The sequence below is a fragment of the Sulfurimonas sp. genome (genome assembly GCF_027056685.1).
GTDB lineage: Bacteria > Campylobacterota > Campylobacteria > Campylobacterales > Sulfurimonadaceae > Sulfurimonas.
The window spans coordinates 1-18,433 of the sequence record NZ_JALUKE010000007.1; the positions used below are offsets into that span (position 1 = coordinate 1).

The 18,433-nt window shown below is 35.3% G+C and carries 23 protein-coding genes; 18 read left to right on the forward strand and 5 right to left on the reverse strand.

Annotated elements, in window-relative coordinates; genetic code table 11:
* The 11 genes from MVY38_RS00225 to MVY38_RS00275 form a co-directional block, all read left to right on the forward strand.
* Positions 1 to 312, forward strand: a 312-nt coding sequence (locus MVY38_RS00225; RefSeq protein ID WP_297482080.1) for a hypothetical protein, incomplete at its 5' end; no start/stop codon positions are given.
* Positions 309 to 1,523, forward strand: coding sequence for a type II secretion system F family protein (locus tag MVY38_RS00230; RefSeq protein WP_297482083.1), 1,215 nt, complete (start codon positions 309 to 311; stop codon positions 1,521 to 1,523). The genes MVY38_RS00225 and MVY38_RS00230, both read left to right, overlap by 4 nt.
* Positions 1,523 to 2,437, forward strand: a complete 915-nt coding sequence (locus MVY38_RS00235; protein ID WP_297482087.1) for a hypothetical protein — start codon at positions 1,523 to 1,525, stop codon at positions 2,435 to 2,437. Before MVY38_RS00230 ends, MVY38_RS00235 begins: the two co-directional genes overlap by 1 nt.
* Positions 2,421 to 3,350 carry a hypothetical protein gene (locus tag MVY38_RS00240; protein WP_297482089.1) on the forward strand — a complete coding sequence of 310 codons (930 nt, stop codon included), beginning with the start codon at positions 2,421 to 2,423 and terminating at the stop codon, positions 3,348 to 3,350. The genes MVY38_RS00235 and MVY38_RS00240 overlap by 17 nt, the downstream gene beginning before the upstream one ends.
* A complete protein-coding gene (locus MVY38_RS00245; RefSeq protein WP_297482091.1) occupies positions 3,347 to 3,754 on the forward strand; it encodes a hypothetical protein in 408 nt (135 codons plus the stop codon). The genes MVY38_RS00240 and MVY38_RS00245 overlap by 4 nt, the downstream gene beginning before the upstream one ends.
* The gene (locus tag MVY38_RS00250) at positions 3,748 to 4,278 is read left to right on the forward strand and encodes a hypothetical protein (protein WP_297482094.1); all 531 of its coding nucleotides are present in this window, start codon (positions 3,748 to 3,750) and stop codon (positions 4,276 to 4,278) included. Before MVY38_RS00245 ends, MVY38_RS00250 begins: the two co-directional genes overlap by 7 nt.
* Positions 4,262 to 5,071, forward strand: coding sequence for a PDZ domain-containing protein (locus tag MVY38_RS00255; protein ID WP_297482096.1), 810 nt, complete (start codon positions 4,262 to 4,264; stop codon positions 5,069 to 5,071). The genes MVY38_RS00250 and MVY38_RS00255 overlap by 17 nt, the downstream gene beginning before the upstream one ends.
* Complete coding sequence (locus MVY38_RS00260; protein ID WP_297482098.1) at positions 5,058 to 6,896, forward strand: secretin N-terminal domain-containing protein; 1,839 nt, start codon at positions 5,058 to 5,060, stop codon at positions 6,894 to 6,896. The genes MVY38_RS00255 and MVY38_RS00260 overlap by 14 nt, the downstream gene beginning before the upstream one ends.
* The gene (locus MVY38_RS00265) at positions 6,883 to 8,400 is read left to right on the forward strand and encodes a GspE/PulE family protein (protein WP_297482100.1); all 1,518 of its coding nucleotides are present in this window, start codon (positions 6,883 to 6,885) and stop codon (positions 8,398 to 8,400) included. Before MVY38_RS00260 ends, MVY38_RS00265 begins: the two co-directional genes overlap by 14 nt.
* Positions 8,393 to 8,818 carry a prepilin-type N-terminal cleavage/methylation domain-containing protein gene (locus MVY38_RS00270; RefSeq protein ID WP_297482102.1) on the forward strand — a complete coding sequence of 142 codons (426 nt, stop codon included), beginning with the start codon at positions 8,393 to 8,395 and terminating at the stop codon, positions 8,816 to 8,818. The genes MVY38_RS00265 and MVY38_RS00270 overlap by 8 nt, the downstream gene beginning before the upstream one ends.
* On the forward strand, positions 8,815 to 9,342 hold the full coding sequence (locus MVY38_RS00275) for a type II secretion system protein J (RefSeq protein ID WP_297482105.1): 528 nt from the start codon (positions 8,815 to 8,817) through the stop codon (positions 9,340 to 9,342). The genes MVY38_RS00270 and MVY38_RS00275 overlap by 4 nt, the downstream gene beginning before the upstream one ends.
* On the opposite strand, the gene dapB is transcribed toward MVY38_RS00275, so the two are convergent.
* The 4 genes from dapB to trxA all read right to left on the reverse strand — a co-directional run bounded on the left by dapB (position 9,339) and on the right by trxA (position 12,307).
* Positions 9,339 to 10,106 (reverse strand): 4-hydroxy-tetrahydrodipicolinate reductase, encoded by a 768-nt coding sequence (dapB, locus tag MVY38_RS00280; protein ID WP_297482109.1) that lies wholly within the window; start codon positions 10,104 to 10,106, stop codon positions 9,339 to 9,341. The two genes, MVY38_RS00275 and dapB, sit on opposite strands and share 4 nt — an antisense overlap.
* A 298-nt stretch (positions 10,107 to 10,404) precedes the next feature.
* A complete protein-coding gene (trxB, locus tag MVY38_RS00285) occupies positions 10,405 to 11,343 on the reverse strand; it encodes a thioredoxin-disulfide reductase (RefSeq protein WP_297482190.1) in 939 nt (312 codons plus the stop codon).
* A gap of 137 nt (positions 11,344 to 11,480) precedes the next feature.
* Complete coding sequence (locus MVY38_RS00290; RefSeq protein ID WP_297482111.1) at positions 11,481 to 11,969, reverse strand: hypothetical protein; 489 nt, start codon at positions 11,967 to 11,969, stop codon at positions 11,481 to 11,483.
* Between the two features lie 17 nt (positions 11,970 to 11,986).
* Positions 11,987 to 12,307: a thioredoxin gene (trxA, locus tag MVY38_RS00295; protein ID WP_297482116.1), complete on the reverse strand. Its 321-nt coding sequence runs from the start codon at positions 12,305 to 12,307 to the stop codon at positions 11,987 to 11,989.
* 130 nt (positions 12,308 to 12,437) lie between these two features.
* Here trxA and MVY38_RS00300 point away from each other — a divergent pair, with 130 nt between their 5' ends.
* The gene (locus tag MVY38_RS00300) at positions 12,438 to 12,881 is read left to right on the forward strand and encodes a globin (protein WP_297482119.1); all 444 of its coding nucleotides are present in this window, start codon (positions 12,438 to 12,440) and stop codon (positions 12,879 to 12,881) included.
* Between the two features lie 12 nt (positions 12,882 to 12,893).
* Here MVY38_RS00300 and MVY38_RS00305 read toward each other — a convergent pair whose 3' ends face one another.
* Positions 12,894 to 13,673: a histidinol-phosphatase gene (locus tag MVY38_RS00305; RefSeq protein ID WP_297482121.1), complete on the reverse strand. Its 780-nt coding sequence runs from the start codon at positions 13,671 to 13,673 to the stop codon at positions 12,894 to 12,896.
* Positions 13,674 to 13,746: 73 nt separating this feature from the next.
* On the opposite strand from MVY38_RS00305, the gene MVY38_RS00310 reads away from it, so the two are divergent.
* The 6 genes from MVY38_RS00310 to MVY38_RS00335 are packed head-to-tail and all read left to right on the forward strand — an operon-like array spanning position 13,747 to position 18,419.
* Positions 13,747 to 14,451, forward strand: coding sequence for a chemotaxis protein (locus MVY38_RS00310; protein WP_297482124.1), 705 nt, complete (start codon positions 13,747 to 13,749; stop codon positions 14,449 to 14,451).
* The gene (locus tag MVY38_RS00315) at positions 14,451 to 15,743 is read left to right on the forward strand and encodes a peptidase U32 family protein (RefSeq protein ID WP_297482127.1); all 1,293 of its coding nucleotides are present in this window, start codon (positions 14,451 to 14,453) and stop codon (positions 15,741 to 15,743) included. Before MVY38_RS00310 ends, MVY38_RS00315 begins: the two co-directional genes overlap by 1 nt.
* 29 nt (positions 15,744 to 15,772) lie before the next feature.
* Complete coding sequence (gene purE, locus MVY38_RS00320) at positions 15,773 to 16,270, forward strand: 5-(carboxyamino)imidazole ribonucleotide mutase (protein ID WP_297432133.1); 498 nt, start codon at positions 15,773 to 15,775, stop codon at positions 16,268 to 16,270.
* A gap of 15 nt (positions 16,271 to 16,285) precedes the next feature.
* A complete protein-coding gene (locus MVY38_RS00325; RefSeq protein ID WP_297482130.1) occupies positions 16,286 to 16,759 on the forward strand; it encodes a DUF3972 domain-containing protein in 474 nt (157 codons plus the stop codon).
* Entirely contained in the window at positions 16,760 to 17,617 is an 858-nt protein-coding gene (locus tag MVY38_RS00330) for an ARMT1-like domain-containing protein (RefSeq protein ID WP_297482133.1), read from the forward strand.
* A gap of 4 nt (positions 17,618 to 17,621) precedes the next feature.
* Positions 17,622 to 18,419, forward strand: a complete 798-nt coding sequence (locus MVY38_RS00335) for a hypothetical protein (RefSeq protein WP_297482136.1) — start codon at positions 17,622 to 17,624, stop codon at positions 18,417 to 18,419.
* The last annotated feature ends 14 nt before the right edge of the window (positions 18,420 to 18,433 follow it).

Sequence of the window (18,433 nt, forward strand, 5' to 3'; positions counted from 1 at the left end):
GTGTATTTGGATGGTAATAAAACAAAAAGTATAGATGGATTTTTGGATGATAGTGTAAAAACTTACAGATACGATAACAGTTACGGCTTTATCCAAAAAGATCCGGAACCATTTTTTAATGCAGATGGAGTAGAAGAGAGTGTCTGCTTTTCATACACGCTCGACAACAATAAAATAGGTGATCAGGTGTTAATAGAGTACAAAAATAGGTTTTATGACATGACACCATATTTACAAAATACAGCAGTATATAACTCTATACAGGCAGCACAAGATGCCAAAGAAAATTTAGCAAATGCGGTACTTCGATGATATTTAGATTTGTAGGCATTGATGCTAATGGAAAAAAGATTAAAGATAAAATAGAAGCACAATCTTTAGCTGAGGCAAAAGCAAAACTCAAAGCAAAAAACATTCTGTATAAAAGTATAGATGAAGAGAGGCCCTCTTTTTTTGATAAGCTAGAGTTTAGTAGAAAGTATAAAATTTCACCACAAGAACTCTCTGTACTCTCTCGTGAACTCTCTATGTATATCCGTTCTGGTATCACCATAGTATCAGCACTTAAAGTAATAGAGTCTCATTATGAAAAAAATAAAAAAATTAGACTTTTTATAACAACAGTGAGCACCTATCTTGATGAGGGAAAAGATTTTTACTCTGCACTAGAGGAACAAAATGTAGTGGAATTGCCTCTTTTTTTTAAAGAGTCCATAAAAGTCAGTGAAAATGGCGGTCTTTTAGATGAAGTTTTAATGGAACTTTCACGCTTTTTAAAAGAGCAAGATAAAATAAACAAAGAGATAAAGTCTGCGTTTGCTTACCCCTCATTTATGATTGTTGTCTCTCTTTTGATGATAGCATTTATGCTTACTTTTGTGGTTCCTCAAATCACAGGTATTTTTAAAAGTATGCACCAAACACTCCCTACACCTACTATTGTTGTTATTGCAATGGGTGATTTTTTTAAAAATAATTTCACTTTAATTCTTACAAGCATATTTGTGTTTGTAGCTGCGTTTATATTTATGGTCAAACGCAGCTATAAGTTTGCTTACCGAGTTGATAAGCTTTTACTCAAGTTACCACTCTTTGGAGGCATAATTCAAAAGAGTGAATTGGCGCGTTTTTCATATATTGCTTCTTTGCTTACACGCTCTGGCGTTCCTTTTGTGCAAACTGTTAATTTGAGTGCAAATATTTTAAATAATCTTGTACTTAAAGAGCTTTTTGTTGATGCCTCAAAAAAGGTAGTGGAGGGAAAACTTCTCTCAAAAGCTCTGAATGAATCTAGTACAAAGATTGATTATGCTTTTATTCAGTCTATTGCCCTTGGGGAGGAGACCTCTGAAGTTGAGAATGTTTTAACCAATGTCTCCGAACTCTATTTCGAAGAAAATCGTGATAAAATAGCAACACTTTTAACCCTGCTTGAGCCTGCACTTATGCTTATTGTCGGTGGTAGTATTGGCTTCATCGTTGCAGCTATGCTTCTGCCTATTTTTTCTATGAGTATCCATTAATGCAGCAGAGAAAAAAGATGAAAAATGCAATTGCATTGATGATTACGCTCTTTTTTGTGATGGCTTTGAGTATTAGTATAGGGCTTGGGCTTAAGTATGTAAAAGAGGGTGCTCAAAGTGTAAATCAGGAGAAATTTCTTATTCAAACGCGGAGTGTCTTGGCAGACTTTTTAACAATGTTACGCAAGACACCACAACTTACAAGTATAAACTCTGCTGATACGCTTTCACTTTTTCTCTCTGAAGCTTCACTTATTCCCCTAAGCAGTAATGATGTTAATGTTATTATAAAAATTAGTAGTGCAAGAGATAAAATAAGTCCAGAGATTTTCAATACGAAAGCAAAACGGGATGCTCTTTTAGCCTTTTTATCTACAAAAGGCGTCAATGTGGACTACCTGAATATACTAGATGATATGATGGGTGGCATAAAAGAGGATGGCTCATACAAGAGTGATATTTTCACCAATAGACCTAATCTTTTTAGAAATTATATTGCTTCAAAAAAACAACTTGAAGTTGCAGATAGATTTTATACAGAGACATTTCATGAGCAGAGTCTTCAAAAAATTACGCCTACAAAGCTTTTTTATACAAGTGCAGAGAGTAATGCCTCAAACTATAAAATGGATTTGAACCATATTAAGCCCATAGCTTGGGAAATGATTTTAGGCTGTGATAAGCAAAGAGCGGAGACTCTGAGTGCAAACGCAGGTTATTATGCAAATACAAATGACTTGGGACTCAGTGCAGATGAAAATCTCTCTTTGATGCGATTTCATCAAAATATTAGTTATTATGAGCCTTTTATTGCAGTTGAAATTACAATTATGAAAGATAATGAGAAAGCTCTAATAAGTTTTGAGTATAATTTAGAATCAAAAAAGGGGTCCAATTTTGTTCTGGAAGTTTAAAAGGCAGGTCGATACAGTTTTTGTAGATACTAACTCTGCTGATTTTCATATTGAGAGTAGTGTCAATGTTATTTTATCACCCTCTTTATACTGGGTAAAAAAAGTTTCTTTACCTCTGCAATCCCTGCGTGAAGTGAAGCCGCTGTTAGAATCACTCTTTGAAGATATGCTTCCTGAGGGAAGATACAGCTATGAAGCTTATAAATTTGGTGAAGAGTATTTTATTTTTGCTTATGAAGATAAATATATTTTAGATCTGTTAGCACAAAAAGGAGTACCAGCTTCGAAAATTAATGGCGTCTATTTCGCTCAAAATGAGTTTTTACATTTAGAAGAGGCAAAAAAGATAGATGAAAGTGAAGTAATACTTGTCAAAGATGATATAGTTATTCTTTTACCTGCAAAGTTTAGCACTGCACAAAATATGCTTGATGTTACAGAGATAAAACTCTCAAAACATAGAATAACACTCAAGCAATTTGGGCACATTCTTAATGCAAAGAGCCTCTATACTATAGTGGCACTTTTTGTAGTATTATTACTGCTTGTTGGAAGTGAGTATATTATTACTCTCAATAAAATAGATAAACTCCAAACGCAGCGAGATAATATATTTCATAAATATGCACTCAAACCTACCATGATGCAAAACCGTTCGCTTTTAAAGGGCTATGAAGAGAGCTATAAAAGACAAATGCAGTTAAGAAAAGTTCTAGCAGTTGTGCTTGGTATGCATCTAAAATCTATGCATAAAGTGAAATTTATTGCCTATAAAAATAGAAAAGTCACACTGCGTTATAGTGGTCTCAAAAAAGGCGATGAGGGTTATATTGAAACTTATTTCAGAGCTAAAAGTCTGAATTATAGTGCGAAGTATAAGAACAATATCTGGTATGTGGAGGTGAAATTATGAATCGTGTAAATCCTTTACACATAATTATTTTACTTATTGTTCTTTTGACTTTTGTAATGTTGAAGCTAAACGCAGCTAAAGAAGAACTTGTAGATACAAAGTCTTCTTATAATCAAACAGTTGTTTTAGCAGATAAAATAAAAGGGTTAAAATCAAGCTATTTTAATAAAACAAAAGTGCAAAGAACAATAAATAAAATATTGAGAAGTTCTACATTAAGGGCTTCAAATATTAGTAAAAAGGTGACAAACTCCTCCATTTTACTGACATCAAAAAATATGAACATTCATTCACTAAACTTTTTGCTTGGTAAAATTTTGAATGGTAATTACATTGTCAGTGAGTTGCAAATTAAGCAGCTAAGTGATAAAAAAGCATCTTTGCAATTGGAGATAAAATGGTAAAAATAGTAAGATTTTTTGCATATATGCTATTTTTTATTGTGGCTTTGATGTACTTTATGCCAAAAGAGAGTATCTACTTCCTTGCAGAAAAACAGTTGCAGAAGTATCATGTTGTGATTGCGCATGAAAGTGTCAAAGAGAGAGGTCTCTCTCTTGAGTTACGCCATCTTGATGTGTATGTAGAGTCAATTCAGAGTGCTAAAATAGGAGAAGTTGATATATCTCTTTTTGGTCTTTATAATGAAGTTAAGGCGAATAATATTGAACTTTCAACTGCTGTCGCTTCGATGTTACCTACAAAAATAGAGAGTGTCACTATAAAATACTCAATACTTAACCCTTTGAATGTAACGCTAAACGCAGTGGGTGCTTTTGGAACTCTTCATGGCGAGGCAAATATAAAAGAGAGAAAAATCATAGCAGAGTTAAAGCCCTCTTCTTTGATGAAAAGAAAATATAGATCAGCTTTGCGCAATTTTAAAAAGCAAGCCAATGGGGAGTATGAATATGTCCAAAGTTTCTAACTCTTATTTAAGTATATTTGTCAAACTGCTTGTTCTTTTAGCATTGGCAAAGTCTATTGCACTTGCTCTTTGGTGGTTTTTGCCAGATGATGGTGTCTCTTTAAAAGAGAATGTAAATTTTAATCCTCCTTATCATAGGGTGACTTTTAAAAATATGCTCTTAAATGTAGGCACTTCAAACGCAGTGAAAAACTCTCAAGCACTCCAAGAGAGTAGTATTGGCATTACAAATATGATTTTAAAAGGATTGTATGGCAATAAGACAAAAGGTTTTATCATCGTAGCGCTTAAATCATCTCCTCAAAAAACTTCAATAGTAGCAGTGGGAGAGAACTATTCTGGGTATAAATTAAAATCAATACTCAAGGGTGGAGCACTCTTTACGAAAGCTGGTAAAGAGTTTGTACTGAAAATAAAAAGTCAAAAAAGCAGAACAAATACGCATTCAAGTGTTGTGAGAGTTCAAGAGAGCGAGGGTGTACATGATGTCTCTCGTCAGGATATTCGATATTATGAAAAAAATCCTGATCAGATTTGGAAAGACATTTCTATTATGGAGAGAAAAAATGGTAATAAGATTAATGGCTTTCGAGTAACGAGAGTACGCAGAGGTTCAAAAATGGATAGTTTGGGACTCAAGCGTGGAGATGTTATAATTAGAGCAAATAATGTAGATTTAAACTCCTATAAGGCTGCGTTTGATTTATATAAAGATATTAATAAAATAGATACACTGCAACTGGTGGTGTTAAGAGATAATGAAGAGAAGGAATTGGTATATGAAATTCATTAAAATAACTTTTTTGGTGCTGGCTTTGAGTATAAGCCTTTTTGCAAGAGAACAGGTCAATGTCAGCTTTTCTAATTTAGCTGTCAATGATTTTATAAAGCTAATTTCTAAAATTACAAATAAAAATATTTTAATAAATAATAAAATAAATGGCACAGTAGATTTTGTAAGTACAAGCCCAATATATGATGATGAACTGATGGGAATTTTGATTGCTGTTTTAGAGTCAAAAGGTTATACTCTTGTACAAAATGGCTCTATTTATGAAGTTGTGCGTGCAACAGAAGCTGCAAAACATAATGTAAAAGTAATCTCAAGCTATAAAAATGCTTCAGGTTCATTGATGGTAACACAGGCAATAAGAGTACATAATGAGAATGTAGATATTGTTGCTGCAAAAATTCGCTATCTTATCTCGAAGACCGCAAAACTTATGACAATGAGAGAGAGTAATACACTTCTTATTACAGATTATCCAAAAAATATTAAGACAATTAAAGAAGTTATAAATAATCTTGAAATGCGTAAAGAACGGGTTGTAAAGATTATTGAGCTAAAGAATACTGAAGCAAAAAAACTGCAATCACATATTAATGAAATAGCAAAGTCCATTTTTAATACTAAAGTAGTTTCACAAAATGTTAAAGTTTTATTAGATACAAATATTAATGGTTTGATCTTAATAGGGAATAAAAGAAATGTTGCTATTTTGGAAAAACTTATAAAAAAACTTGATATTGAATCGAATGTTAATAAAACTGTAAAGATATTTGAGCTAAAAAATTCTGATGCTAAAGCAGTGTTGAAAAATTTGAATGATATTGTCGCTAAACAGGTCTTTTCAGATCCAAGTCTTAAGCCAAATCTCTCCGCAAGTGAAGAGATAAACGCAGTGATTGTTGTTGGTGATCCTACTATTATTAAAGGTATTAAACTTATTATTGATGAACTTGATAAAGAGAAGTATCAGGTCTATGTACAGGCAAGAATTATAGAAATAAATAAAGATAATGCTGTTAATTTGGGTGTGCGTTATGGTTTTGATGGTGCAGCACTGAGTGCTGAGGGACTCTACTCATTAGCTGCAAATTTTGGTGGCGCTCCTGTTCAAGGTATTGTAGGAAATGCACTAGCATCTTCTCTTGTAGGGAGTGGTGTCGCACAAGGCTTTGCACTTGGTGCGGCAGTTGATTTTCTTGAGACAAATGGTGCTTCAAAATCAATTTCAAATCCTTCTATTTTATGTGTAAACAATAAAGAATCTTCCATCTATGTAGGAAAAACTATATCGGTCTCAACAGGGACAGTTACATCAACTACAGGACTAACGGGACTTACAAGTAGTTACAAACGAGAAGATGTTGGTTTGACACTTACTATAAAACCGCGTGTTTCATCAAATGATAAAGTGACTTTAGATGTAAGCGTTGTATTAGAAAACATACTTGATGATGGCTCTAAAAATGTGACTGGACAGCCTGTAACATCAAAACAAGAGGTGAAAACACAGGCAATTTTACGACATGGGGAGAGCATTATTATTGGAGGGCTTGTGAAAAATTATGAGAGAGACTCTGTAAGTAAAGTCCCTCTACTTGGTGATATTCCTTTGATTGGAAGCTGGCTCTTCTCATCAAAAGCAAAGACTAAAGAACAAGATAACCTAGTGGTTATTCTCACTCCTTATGTGATAGATAAAAGTGAAAAACTCTCTAAACTACAAAAAGATTTAGGACTTCTTGCAAAAATGCAAAAGAGTTATGATAAAGAAGTTTTTCAAGAGATAAAAAACAAAAAGTTAGAGGTAAAGTCTGATGCTAAACCTTGAGACTATGCATAATCTGGATTTAGATACTTATGAACCAAAAGAGCTTCATACTGAGATAAATCTTAAAAATTACCTGCTTTTTAGTAAACTCAATGATGAAGTAAGTGCCTTTGTTTGTGAGCGATACTTGACAGAGGCCAGTAACTACTACACAAAACTTCCAAGTAAGTACCCTCTTTATATGCTTGATGAAGACTCTTACGATAGGCTCTATAACCGCTTCTTAGAACTAAGAACAGATAAAACCATGGAGAGTATGCAAGAAGATTCTGCTGAGATGGAAGATGAAGAGGACATCTCTTTAACAGATTTTCTGCGTACCTCTTCCGATATTTTAACGAGTGAAGAGTCTGCTCCTATTATCAAGTTTGTCAATGCTCTTTTTTATCAGGCGGTTAAGAAGCGGGCTTCTGATATTCACATAGAGGTACAAGAAAAACGGGGTGAAGTTCGTTTTCGTATTGATGGTATGCTTGTTAAAAATGCAGATTTAGATAGAAAAGTTGTTAATCTTATTGTAAGTCGTATTAAGGTTATTTCAAATCTTGATATTTCAGAGAAACGAATCCCTCAAGATGGACGAACGCAAATTAAAATAGCAGGAGAAACACTTGATATTAGGGTTTCTGTACTGCCTACTTTTTATGGTGAAAGAGTTGTTATGCGACTCTTGATGAAAAGCTCTCAAATTCCAAATATAAATGAACTCGGATTTCATCCATCTGTTATTGGTGAAATTCAAAAGCTACTGCGTTTATCACATGGTATTATTCTCGTTACTGGACCAACAGGCAGCGGAAAAACAACCTCCTTACACTCTTTTTTAAGAGAAGTCGAAGACCCCAGTAAAAATGTCATTACCGTTGAAGATCCTGTGGAGTACAAATCAAACTCTATTTCGCAAATTCAGGTAAATGAGAAGGCAGGGCTTACTTTTGCATCGGCTCTTCGTTCTATTTTAAGGCAAGATCCCGATGTCATTATGATAGGGGAGATTCGTGATGAAGAGACAGCAGATATTGCTGTGCGTGCAGCTTTAACTGGGCATTTAGTTTTTTCCACTCTGCATACAAATTCCGCTACAGCGACCATTGCCCGTTTAGCAGATATGGGAATAGAACCTTTTTTAATCTCCTCTTCAATTCTTGGTATTTTAGCACAACGACTTGTCCGTGTCCTTTGTAATGAGTGTAAGGAGGAGGATACTTTGGCTGAAGAATTTGCTAATGATTATGCCATCTCTCCAGACGCAGTAATATATAAAGCCAAAGGGTGTAAAGCGTGCAACTATACAGGATTTAAAGGAAGACGCTCTATTGGTGAGCTTGTTGTTATGAATGATAAAATTAAAAATATTTTAAAAACAACAACAGATGAGTACACCATAAAAACAGCACTCAAAGAGGATGGTCTTAAAACTCTTGCAATGCAGTTAAAAGAGATGCTTTTAGATGGTGAGACATCCTTAGATGAGGCTATTCGAATCGGTTTAGGTGATGAGTAAAAAGAGTTACAGGGCTGCGTTTACACTTATTGAAGTGATGATAGCTGTAATGATTATTTCCGTCGTTATTTTAGCCCTTATGCGTATGTACTCTAACGATACTTATCTCTTTGCATCTTACAAAAAAGAGTCTCATGTAAGTGACTATGCCTCTTTTTTAATAGCAAACAAAGATTTTGGGCTTGAAAATAAAAATATCTCTTTGTATGATTTAGTAAGTGATTTTGATATAGAAAATAGTTTAAGACGCACACTTAAAGCACAAAAGGTAGATGTGATTTATAAAGTTTTAAAAACTATGGATTTGAGTGAAGAGTCCAATACAACTGCCCCACAAATGTCACTAGAGATAGGGCAATCAGTTGTGCGTCTTCATAAAGGTGCATCTACTGCATTACTGAGGTTACAACTACGATGAGAAGATTACGCGCTGCTTTTACTTTAATTGAGATGCTTATAGCTGTGAGTATTTTTTCCATTATGATGCTCTATCTCTATAAAACATACTCCACTTTAAATATTTCAAATGCAAATTTAAAAGGGGAAGTTTCAAAAATTCAAAAAATTCAAAAAATTAAGAAGCTTATTTTTCTCGATTTTACCCTTGCAATTTATAATCCAAGAGATATGATTACAATTGATAATCGTGAGAAAAATGAGGATTTTGTTGTGTTGCAAACCTCACACTCTGTACATAGACGAATAAATCCTTATGTGACTTATATGGTTAAAAATAAAAAGCTCTATAGATTAGAGTCTTTAAAAAAGTTTACAAGTTATGAGTTGCCAAGTGACGCTGCGTTTGATATTGATGAATTAGGAGAGGTAAAAAGTTTTAGAGTATATAAAACAACAAAGAAAACGCAAAGTTATCTTGTTGCTATTGATTTTAAATCAATGGATGACATTTTACTAAAAGTCAATCCATTGAACGAGTATTAAAACTCTAAACAGTCCGCAATTGAGTAGAGACCATTCTCTTGAGTGCTTAACCATTTTGCTGCTCTAATTGCACCTTTTGAAAAAGTGTTTCTTGAAGTTGCTGTGTGGTTGAGTTCTATAAACTCTCCATCATTGTAAAAGCCAACAGTATGTCTGCCTACAATGTCCCCACCACGAAGTGCCATTACTGCGATTTCATCTTTAGTTCTCTCACCTATGTTGCCATCTCTTCCACTTACTCGTACTTTATTGATGTCAAGATTACGCCCAGCAGCAGCAGATTCACTGAGTGTAAGTGCTGTTCCACTTGGCGCATCTTTTTTATGACGGTGGTGCATCTCTACAATCTCAATATCAAAATCTTTGAGTGCTGCTGAAGCTTGATAAACAAGTTTGTTTAAAAGTGCCACACCAAGAGACATATTTGTAGCGTATAAAACAGGCATCAACTCACTTGCCTGTTTTAAAAGATTTAACTGATGGTTGTTAAGCCCAGTAGTACCAATAACCAATGGTTTTGGATTTTTAATAGCCTCTTCAAGAAGCATTTCACACGCCTCAGGAAGTGAAAAATCTATAATAATATCAGCTGCGTTTATAAATGAGTGCATATCTGATGTAACAAGAACAGAAGGGTCAATTGCAAAGTCTAAAGAGTTACGCACAAAAACAGTGCTAAGACTCATATCTTCTGTAGATTTTAAATCCTCGATTAATAATTTTCCAACACGCCCACTAGCGCCAAAAACACCTACTTTTATCATTTTAAACCTTCTTTAATTTTTATTTTTTGTATTAAGTGCCTGATCATAATAAATGTCATATTTAACAACACTTAAAAGGTTTAGATTCAAGGCAAACTTTGGTTGGCGATACTAGTATCGTTAGCCTAAGTTTAACGAAGAAGATAATCCTTTTAAGTGTTGCCCTTCGGGTGAAGAAAGAAAACACAATCTACTTCGTTAAAAATTCTTGAAGCTACCAGTAGCTCCTACGAATTCTCGCCTTGTATCTTATGGTTTCTTTCTTCATTGAATTATGACATTCATTATGGTCAGGCACTTATGCCAAAAGTTCATCAACATACGCAATGGCACTAATAGCAGCAACGGCACCATCACCTGCGGCACTGACCACTTGCTTTGGAGCTTGAATACGCATATCGCCTGCAGCAAAGAGACCAGCAGTTGATGTTTTCATACTTAAATCAACTATGACTTGTCCCTGCTCATTCATATCGCATAAAAAAGTTCCATTCTCTTGTATAAGAGTTTGATGGTTTACATCATTTCCTACAAAAGTAAAAACACCAGGAACGACTATATCTCTGAGCTCACCATCTTTAGATTTTACTTTTATGCCATTTACACCGCTTGCATCACCATAGACTTCATCAGGGACTGCGTTTAGTACGAGTTCTATTTTTTCGTTCTCTTCTACTCGTTTTACTGTATTTGGTGCAGCACGAAAAGTATCGCGTCTGTGGATAAGATAGACTTTAGAACATATTTTTGCAAGATAGAGTGCCTCTTCAAGAGCAGTATCTCCCCCACCGATGACAGCAACCTCTTTACCTTTGTAGAAAAAGCCATCACAAGTGGCACAAGTACTTACACCTTTGCCGAAAAACTCCTCTTCACCCTTAAATCCTGCGCGACGAGGAGAAGAACCAGTACAAACGATGACACTATGAGCCTCTACTACAGAATCATCAGATTTTATGACTTGAAAAACATTACCATTTTTGGTGATTTGTTTGACTTCGGACATATCATGTTTGAGACCAAACTTTTGGCACTGCTCGGGCCATGGCATCATCAAATCCATCCCTGTAATCTCACCTGTAACACCAGGGTAGTTCTCAATCTCAGAACTTTGAGTTATTTGACCGCCAGGCATCCCTTTCTCAAACATTGTGACATTTTCAAGTCCGCCACGCGTAGCATAAAGTCCTGCTGTAAGTCCTGCAGGTCCACCACCAACAATTGCACAATCTAAAATATTACTCATAATCCATCCACCTCTTTACTTAATTCTTTTAAATTATCTAATTTCCTTATCATTATAATTTTGCCCGTAAAGGAGCAAGCTCCTCTACTCCGCTTGGACCGCTGAGGTCACTAAAGTTTTTATAAAAATTATAATGATGATACTTTTTTAGATAACTCTTTTAAATTATCTAATTTCCTTATCATACTATCTTGTTTATAAAGAGTATCTTTGATTTTTTTTATAAAGAAGATGGATGGGACGCTATAGATATTAAATCGTTGTATAAACTTTAAAGATGTTGTTGTTCCAGCGCGTAAAAAAGTTGTATATTTACTGTTTTTATAGGCTTGATTGTAGTAATCAATGGCGATAATAGGAAGATTGAGATTGAGTTTTGCAAGCTCTTTTTGACTCTCTCTATTTCTTGATGAGTAAAATACAACAATATACTTTTCTGCTTTAGGCATAAAAATATCACTTTTTTCATAAAAAACAAAATCTTTAAAATTTATAAATTTATATTCAGAAAATTTGTAGTTGAAGTAGGCAAAGGCACCAGCTATCATGGCAGCACCGAAGAATGAGGCTAAAATAGTGGAGAGAGAAAAAAAACTTTTCGTTCTTTTTCTAGCCACTTTGGTCTCTTTTAAAATTATGCTAAAAGAGCGTCAATTTTATCAGCAAGAGCTTGTTTTGATTGTGCTCCAACGATTTGATCTACTAGTTCACCATTTTTGAAGAACATAATAGTAGGGATTGAACGAATACCAAATTTAACAGCAATTTCTTGCTCTTCATCTGTATTTACTTTACAAATATTTGCTTTTCCATCGTAATCTTCTGCTAATTCTTCAACAACAGGAGCAATCATACGACATGGTCCACACCATGGAGCCCAAAAGTCAACAAGAGATACACCCTCTGCTAAAGTCGCTTCAAAATTTGCACCAGTTAATTCTATATATTTACCCATTAGTAAATCCTTTTTTTTATTGTTTGATATAAAAGTATTATACAAGTGCTATCATTAATTAAAACTTTAAATTTGTTCATAGTAATTATTTGTATAATTCGAGCAAAATTGTTACAAGGAATGTAGAGATATGAAACTTATAATAAGTGATGGTGTAATAGATGTTCGTCCATCCATAGCGAAACCACATCCTGGATTTTTTCATGAAGTAGGTGAAAAGCGTTTTAGAAAACTTGTGTTTGACCATTATGAGTCCATAAAAACAAGTGATATTGCCTTTTTATTTCCTATATTTGATGATGAAGACTTTGCTGAAGCTCAAAAACATGCAGCTGATTTTCTTATAGAAATATCAGGTGGACCTGATTTTTTTACACAAAGTAGGGGTGAACATCAAATGGTAGGGCGTCATGCTCCTTTTCGTATTGATGAGCAGAGTAGAAAAGTGTGGCTGGAACTCTACATACCACTTTTAGAAGCACTCGAAGCAGAGGGCATAAACCCTCAATATATAGAATCGTTTTGGAATTATTTAGATATTTTTTCGATGTGGGTGGTCAATACAAAGAGCTAAAGTTCTAAAAAGCTACAGCTCTAAGAATTTGCGCTCCCTGTTTTGAAAGTAGGCACATTTGGTATAGCCTATCTCTCGTGCGAGTTGTATTACTTCATCATTGCAAAGTCCAACCTGTTCAGGTTTATGTGCATCTGAAGAGAAAGTGATGGGAATGTCAAGCTTGAAAGCCTCCTCTAGCAACTCTTTTGAAGGATAGGCTTCTGCTACTGGTTTTCTGTAACCTGCTACATTTATTTCTAAAACCATATCTGCCTTTTTGATGGCAAGCAGGGCATTTTTTGCTATGATTTTTATATCTTTGTTTGGCATAAATTTAAAGACCTTGATGAGGTCAAGATGACCGACAATGTCAAAAAGTCCGCTTTTTGCCATTGCTTCGATGGTATCAAAGTATTTCTGCCATATTTCATCTATGTCTTCACTCTCATATCTGCCAATAAACTCAGGATTATCAAAGCCCCAGCCATCAATGAAATGCACAGATCCTATAAGATAATCAACCGCTGCGTTTAGAACGCGTTTATCCATATGCCCTTTGAGGTAGTCCACTTCGTATCCGAGCAGAATTGTGATTTTATCTTTATAGTGTTCTTGTGCAAGGCGTACATTTTTTTCATACTCCTGCATATCTTTAAACTCCATGCGATACTCAGGATCAAAATCCATAGGTGCATGGTCAGAAAAACCAAAAATTTTTGTTCCTTTTTGTATAGCTGCGTTTATATATTCATCTATACTGCCCTCAGCATGGTTACATAATGGTGTGTGGTTGTGTAAGTCTACTATCATGTTTTTCTCTCATTTTATATATTTTGTGCTATTATAGTGCTAATTAATTAATTATTCAATTTGGAGCAGGTTTATGACTCAAGAAGAACTAGATGCATTGATGAGTGGTGGCATTGATATGGATGATGATGTCTCAGAAAATGAAGAGACTCAAAGTGATGAAAATGTTGAAGATGTCGCAGAGGCAGTAGAGAGTGAGGCTGAAGATGATGCAGATACTTTAGCTGCAAGTATTGAAGCAGCGGAGCTTCCTTTGCCTGCTACAGATGAAAATAAAATGGTGCACCAACTTGATGATGTAACAAAAGAGAGTGAAGAAAAAGCAAGTGAAATCTTTGATATTATTGATGACATTAGCAATGACTTAATGGAAAAAGAGGAGACTCTTAATGATATTCTTAAGGCTTTGAATGCTAATGTTGATCTTTTTGGAACATTAACTACAAAATTTCCAGATATTGAAACTTTTAAAACACAGTTAGCTATAAATGAAGATGCTGTTGAAAAAACAAATGAAGTTATTGAAACACTACAAAATAGTGGTGATGCTATTATGAGTGTTATGGATATTATGCAGTACCAAGATATTCACAGACAAAAAATTGAACGAGTTGTAAATGTTATGCGTTCACTCTCTCGCTATATGAGTACTCTTTTTGAGGGTAAAATAGATGATGAAAAACGCGTCTCTTCTGCAAAACATATTGAAGGTGATACTGGTACAGATGTGGCATCAACTGATGATATAGAAGCTTTACTTGAGCAATTTGGACAGTAATGAAAAAAGTAGAACTATTATCTCCTGCGGGAACTTTAGAAAAATTAAAAATTGCACTTGATTTTGGTGCAGATGCTGTTTATGGAGGTGTGAGTCATTTCTCCTTGCGTATTCGTTCTGGAAAAGAGTTTACATTTGAAGATTTTGAAGCGGGCATAAAATATGCACATGAGAGAGGAAAAAAAGTCTATGCCACCATAAATGGCTTTCCTTTTAACTCACAGCTTAATCTTTTAAAAAAACATATAATTAAAATGGCAGAGCTAAAGCCTGATGCGTTCATCGTTGCAACTCCAGGTGTTTTAAAACTTTGTCATGACTTAGCACCAGATATGCCTTTGCATCTCTCAACACAGGCAAATGTTATGAATGTGCTTGATGCTCAAATCTATGCAGATATGGGTGCTACTCGTATTATTACAGCTCGTGAGATTTCACTTCGAGATTTAAAAGAGATAAAAAAAGAGTTACCTGAGCTTGAGTTAGAAGTTTTTGTGCATGGTTCTATGTGTTTTGCATATAGTGGACGATGCCTTATCTCTACCTTGCAGAGTGGTCGTGTGCCAAATCGTGGGAGTTGTGCAAATGATTGTCGTTTTCCTTATGAAATGTATGCTGCAAACCCTGAAACAGGAACACTCTTTAAACTTGAAGAGGAAGAGGGTGTTGGTACTTACATTATGAATTCAAAAGATTTGAACCTTGCTTCGCACATAAAAGAGATTTTAGATTCTGGTGCAGTAGATTCAGTGAAGATTGAGGGACGAACAAAGACAGCTTATTATGCTGCTACAACTGCAAAAGCATATAGAATGGCTATTGATGATTATTATGCAGACAAAGTAGATAGTGAGCGTTACCAGTATGAACTTCAATCTTTGCAAAACCGTGGCTATACAGATGCGTATCTGATTTCACGACCTTTTGAAAAGCATGATACCCAGTCTCTTGATTTTACAATGCAACTTGGAACACATCAAGTAAGTGGTGTAGTAAACGCAGCGGGTACACACTTCTTGTGTAAGTATAAAACGCTTCCAAATGATGAAATGGAGGTTGTTTTTCCTCTTGGCTCAGAAGTTGCAATAGTAGATAATGAGATAGGTTCTACTTATGAGAGAGATGGGAAGTTCTTTGTAAAACTTAAACAGCTAAAAGCAGAAAATGGAAAAATTTGGGATGAGGTGCATAGTGGGAATGTAAATCCAATAGAACTGCCAACAAAATTTCCATCATATACATTCTTTAGGATTCCTGCACATCCAGATATGAATACAGCTCCAAAAAAATAGAATAATTTAAGAAAAAAAGGGTAAAAAATATGAAATTTGTTTCAATTATTATAGGTTCAAAAAGTGACTATGAAGTGATGAAATCATGCTCAGATACATTTGAGGCGTTTGGTGTAAGTTATGAGTTGATTATCTCCTCTGCACATCGCTCTCCTGAGAGAACAAAAGAGTACATCGCTGAGGCTGAGAGAAAGGGTGCACAGGTTTTTATAGCTGCAGCTGGAATGGCAGCGCATTTAGCAGGTGTTTTATCTTCAAAAACTATTAAGCCTATCATTGGTGTTCCTATGTCTGCCTCGGCTCTTAGCGGTATAGATGCTCTGCTCTCAACCGTTCAAATGCCAGCTGGAATGCCTGTTGCTACTGTTGCCATAGGAAAAGCGGGTGCAATTAATTCAGCCTATTTGGCAATGCAAATTTTAGCGCTTGACAATGAAGAGCTTAGTGTAAAACTTCAAGAAGACAGAATAGCAAAAGCGAAAAAAGTTGAGATGGATTCACTAGAGATTGAGACAATAATAAAATAGTCATAGGGGCAGATAATGACATGGATGAGTGATGATGAGTACTGCAAACTTACTGGGCTTGATATAAACGCAGTCAATGATTTAGTAGAGCGTGGTAAACTTACAGTAAAAACTGAAGATGGTGTGCGATACATTGACCCATCAAAAGGGGCTACTGAGGTTGTTGTTCCTGCAAAGCTCAAAGAACTAAGTGAAAAGAACACGCATGAGATGCTAGTACAGCCAGAGTTTGTTGAGAAAACCATTGGAACCATTATAAATCTACATGAAAAAGTGCTTGATGCAAAAGATGAAACGCTCGAAGCAGTACGCGTAGAGAATGAATTTTTGCGAGAAGCACTTGCCTCTTTACAAGAACTTTATGATGAAGATAGACAAACCATCCATACTCTGCAAGAACAGCTCAAACTCTCCCAACAAGAAGTAGAATTTATGCGCCGTAAATATAAACTGATGTGGAACAAAGCCATAGAAGAGCATACCAACTAAATGAAGATTCAAGATGCCTGTGTAGGTTGCATTATCAACCAAAGTGCAAGGGTGGCGGACGCCATTCATGCAGATGAAAAACTCCAAACGCAGCTTATCTCTACTGTTGAAGAGATGAGCAAATCTTTCTCCTTTTCACAAACTCCTCCCCAAATTGCAGCCTATGTGTATGAAAAAATGGCTCTCATTGCAGGCAAAAGTGATTTGTATGATGAAGTAAAAGAACACTCAACACAAAAAGCACGCTCTTTTGTGCCACAACTCCATGAAGAACTTGCAAAAAGTGATGATAAACTCCTAACTGCTACAAAAATAGCAGTTGCAGGTAATGTTATAGACTTAGCTGCTGAGGTTGCGTTTGACCTTGAAGAGGAGCTCTGTAAAATCTTTAAAACAGAGTTTACGCATGATGATTTTGCACAGCTTAAATGCAGTCTTGAAGATGCAGAGACTGTTTTGGTCATTGGAGATAATGTTGGAGAGCATATTTTTGATTATGTGTTTATAGAGACATTGCAAAAGCTCTATCCAAACGCAGCGTTTTCTTATATGGTGCGTGGTGTGCCCATTATTAATGATGTGACAATGAAAGAGGCTAAAGAAGCAGGTTTTGACTCACTTTGTAACTTAGTAGATAGTGGTGTGAATACTCCAGGCTTTGATTATGCTCGTGCAAATGATGGAGCAAAAGGGTTGTATGATAGTGCAGATGTAGTTATCTCTAAAGGGATGGGGAATTTTGAATCGCTTTCTCCCACACATAGAGAAGAAGTCTATTTTTTATTAAAAGTAAAATGTAATGTGGTTGCTAACTTCTTGGGTGCTGAGGTTGGCGATATAATTTGTAAGGTTGTGTAGGATTATGAAGTTATTCTTGGTTTTGTTTGTTGTTTTTCTCTCTGTTGTTCAGGCAAAAGAGAATGATTTGTATTTTAATGCAGGTTTGATTGGTATGAGTATGGATTACCGAGAATATAATGACAATTCACAGATTCTTGATAGTGAAAAATCAGATTTTTCACAAATGATGGGAATAGAACTTGGTCTGAGTTATGTTCTAAACGCAGCGGATGATGACTTCTCCCAGTTTGATGTTGCGTTTGAGAGAATAGTAGGAAAAACTGATTATGTCGGTGCATATCTTGATTCAGGGAAAGGATATGGAAGTTTACAAGGAAAAACACTCAACACAATTGTAAATTTTGATGTAGATTATCTTTATGGGCTTGGCATAAGCGAACGATTGCATCTTTTGGTAGGAGCTGCGTTTGGGTACAGAACATGGGAGCGCAGCCTCTCTTCAAATCAGGTAGAGACTTATATGTGGGCATATACAGCGCCAAAACTAGGTCTACAGTATGTACAAAAACTACTAAAAATCACTCTTATGCTGGGATACAAATATGGAATTTCTCCGAAGATGAGTGCAACGGGAATTAATGATACTTTTAAACTAGGCTCGGCAAATACGCTTGCGACTTCATTGAAAGCAAACTACGCCATAACACCAAAAACTACTGTTTATGCAGTGTATGTGTATGAAAACCAAGAGATAGAAAAATCTAATGTACTCTTTGGCAGTGATGGCAAAGGATACTTTGAACCAACCAGCACAGCAAACAACCAATATATTAAGTTCGGCTTTGCGTTTAAATACTAAAAAAGTCTCTTTGG

What these genes read in the sequence shown, in the direction of transcription:
- MVY38_RS00230 (WP_297482083.1), top strand. Translation starts at nt 309, where the DNA reads ATGATATTTAGATTTGTAGGCATTGATGCTAATGGAAAAAAGATTAAA.
- MVY38_RS00235 (WP_297482087.1), top strand. Translation starts at nt 1,523, where the DNA reads ATGCAGCAGAGAAAAAAGATGAAAAATGCAATTGCATTGATGATTACG.
- MVY38_RS00245 (WP_297482091.1), top strand. Translation starts at nt 3,347, where the DNA reads ATGAATCGTGTAAATCCTTTACACATAATTATTTTACTTATTGTTCTT.
- MVY38_RS00250 (WP_297482094.1), top strand. Translation starts at nt 3,748, where the DNA reads ATGGTAAAAATAGTAAGATTTTTTGCATATATGCTATTTTTTATTGTG.
- MVY38_RS00255 (WP_297482096.1), top strand. Translation starts at nt 4,262, where the DNA reads ATGTCCAAAGTTTCTAACTCTTATTTAAGTATATTTGTCAAACTGCTT.
- MVY38_RS00260 (WP_297482098.1), top strand. Translation starts at nt 5,058, where the DNA reads ATGAAATTCATTAAAATAACTTTTTTGGTGCTGGCTTTGAGTATAAGC.
- MVY38_RS00265 (WP_297482100.1), top strand. Translation starts at nt 6,883, where the DNA reads ATGCTAAACCTTGAGACTATGCATAATCTGGATTTAGATACTTATGAA.
- MVY38_RS00270 (WP_297482102.1), top strand. Translation starts at nt 8,393, where the DNA reads ATGAGTAAAAAGAGTTACAGGGCTGCGTTTACACTTATTGAAGTGATG.
- MVY38_RS00275 (WP_297482105.1), top strand. Translation starts at nt 8,815, where the DNA reads ATGAGAAGATTACGCGCTGCTTTTACTTTAATTGAGATGCTTATAGCT.
- dapB (WP_297482109.1), bottom strand. Translation starts at nt 10,106, where the DNA reads ATGATAAAAGTAGGTGTTTTTGGCGCTAGTGGGCGTGTTGGAAAATTA.
- trxA (WP_297482116.1), bottom strand. Translation starts at nt 12,307, where the DNA reads ATGGGTAAATATATAGAATTAACTGGTGCAAATTTTGAAGCGACTTTA.
- MVY38_RS00300 (WP_297482119.1), top strand. Translation starts at nt 12,438, where the DNA reads ATGAAACTTATAATAAGTGATGGTGTAATAGATGTTCGTCCATCCATA.
- MVY38_RS00305 (WP_297482121.1), bottom strand. Translation starts at nt 13,673, where the DNA reads ATGATAGTAGACTTACACAACCACACACCATTATGTAACCATGCTGAG.
- MVY38_RS00310 (WP_297482124.1), top strand. Translation starts at nt 13,747, where the DNA reads ATGACTCAAGAAGAACTAGATGCATTGATGAGTGGTGGCATTGATATG.
- MVY38_RS00315 (WP_297482127.1), top strand. Translation starts at nt 14,451, where the DNA reads ATGAAAAAAGTAGAACTATTATCTCCTGCGGGAACTTTAGAAAAATTA.
- purE (WP_297432133.1), top strand. Translation starts at nt 15,773, where the DNA reads ATGAAATTTGTTTCAATTATTATAGGTTCAAAAAGTGACTATGAAGTG.
- MVY38_RS00325 (WP_297482130.1), top strand. Translation starts at nt 16,286, where the DNA reads ATGACATGGATGAGTGATGATGAGTACTGCAAACTTACTGGGCTTGAT.
- MVY38_RS00330 (WP_297482133.1), top strand. Translation starts at nt 16,760, where the DNA reads ATGAAGATTCAAGATGCCTGTGTAGGTTGCATTATCAACCAAAGTGCA.
- MVY38_RS00335 (WP_297482136.1), top strand. Translation starts at nt 17,622, where the DNA reads ATGAAGTTATTCTTGGTTTTGTTTGTTGTTTTTCTCTCTGTTGTTCAG.